The 1,700-nt window shown below is 54.9% G+C and carries 1 protein-coding gene; it reads right to left on the minus strand.

What is annotated here, in order from left to right; genetic code table 11:
* Positions 1-206 precede the first annotated feature (206 nt).
* Complete coding sequence (locus ACZ4V1_RS35845) at positions 207-1,148, minus strand: IS110 family RNA-guided transposase (protein WP_093200084.1); 942 nt, start codon at positions 1,146-1,148, stop codon at positions 207-209.
* Positions 1,149-1,700: the final 552 nt, after the last annotated feature.

Below are 1,700 nucleotides of genomic sequence, written 5' to 3' on the forward strand. Positions count from 1 at the left end.
TTCAACACTCAAGCCGGCCGGGAGGCCGCTGTGCTCTTGATCTGCTTTTGATTTTGATCTTAGGCGCCCCGTTAAACCACGCTGGCCGAACGCAGGCTTTGGAGCGTGGGTAACCCGGCAGGACGCCGGGTTAGCCGCGCTGGGCCAAGGATGGCCCATCGCGGCGGCCCACGGTCCAAAGCCGGAGTGAGCAACCGTGTCGAATCTCAAGCCATTTCAGCGAAATGTTTTTGATCTCGGACCATCGCATTCAGGATCGTCAGCAGCTTTCTCATGCATGCAACCAGCGCCACTTTCTTCGTCTTCCCTGCAGCAAGCAGACGGTTGTAGAACCTCTCGATCACCGGGTTATGGCTCTTCGAGGACAAGACAGCCATGTAAAGCACACTTCGCACCTCAGCTCGACCACCCCATATCCGTCTACGTCCTTTGTACAGGCCGCTATCGCAGTTAAAAGGGGCCACACCAACCAATGCAGCCACTTGTTTGCGATTCACTTTGCCTAGCTCAGGAACCATCGCCAGCAGCGAAAGTGCGAGCACATTGCCAACACCTGAGACCTCGCGCAGCAAATCATAATTGGCCTTCCAGGCCGGCGAAGCTTTGATCGCTTCGTGCAAGTCATCGTCTGTACTTTTAAGACGCTTTTGAAGCCAGACGATATGTGCCTTGATATCCCGTCGAAGCGCCTTGAATACCGCCTGTTTCAGTCGAGACTCCTCCGCCACGATCATATCGATAAGCTGACGGCGTCTAGTCAGTAGATCTGCCAGTTCACGAGCGTGTTCATCTGGCATCTCCCGAATTTCGGGTTTGACCGCCTGAGCAAACTCCGCAATCACCTGGGCATCCAGAGCGTCGGTTTTAGCCAGCCGTCCGGTAGCCTTAGCGAAATCACGGACCTGACGGGGATTGACAACAACGACTGGTAATCCAGCAGCGCAAAGCTCGGCAGCGGCAAGCCGCTCATATCCGCCAGTTGCTTCCAGCACCACTAAAGCGGGCATCTGAGCCTTGAGATGCTTAGCTAAACGCTGGATATCTTCTGGAGTATTGAAAAACTGCTCGACTTGGCCAGTAGTGCTGACGAATGAGTCGAGCTTGTTTTTGGAAACATCAATTCCGACGAACGCAGAGTCATGGTCCATGGCGTTTTCCTCACGTCCAACCTTGCAGAATCGGGCTTTACGCCCAGGCAACCGTTCGGACTAGTTTAGAAAAGAACCTGCTTCGACCCATGCTCACTCACGATCTTGAAATCTGAGGGCACCACGGTCTGAAGCAGGTGAAAATAATCTTACAAGGGCACACCGAGCATTAGCGAGGTGCCGAGTGGTGGGGCAAGAGCGTTTTGCTTACTTTTGCGCTGTTCAAAAGTGAGCCGCTGTAAGAGCGGAACCATAAGCGGCCGTTACCTAAATAACGGATATGTACTCAATCACCCCCCAAACGCATCCCTGAGAAACCCCTCGGCGAAGAACTGACCAACAGTTTCTGCCGCACCGAGCCGGACATCGCCAAGCGCTTCGCACGGGTGACCTTCCTGTCGGACAACCGCCAGGACATCGCGGGTCTGATGACCCCCACCCTGATTCTGCAATCCACCGATGACTTGATCGCACCGGTGTGCGTCGGTGAGTACCTGCATGCCGCGTTGCCCGCCAGCACGTATTGCCTGGTCGATAACGTGGGGCATTGCC

The sequence above is a fragment of the Streptomyces sp. NPDC028991 genome, from assembly GCF_055564775.1.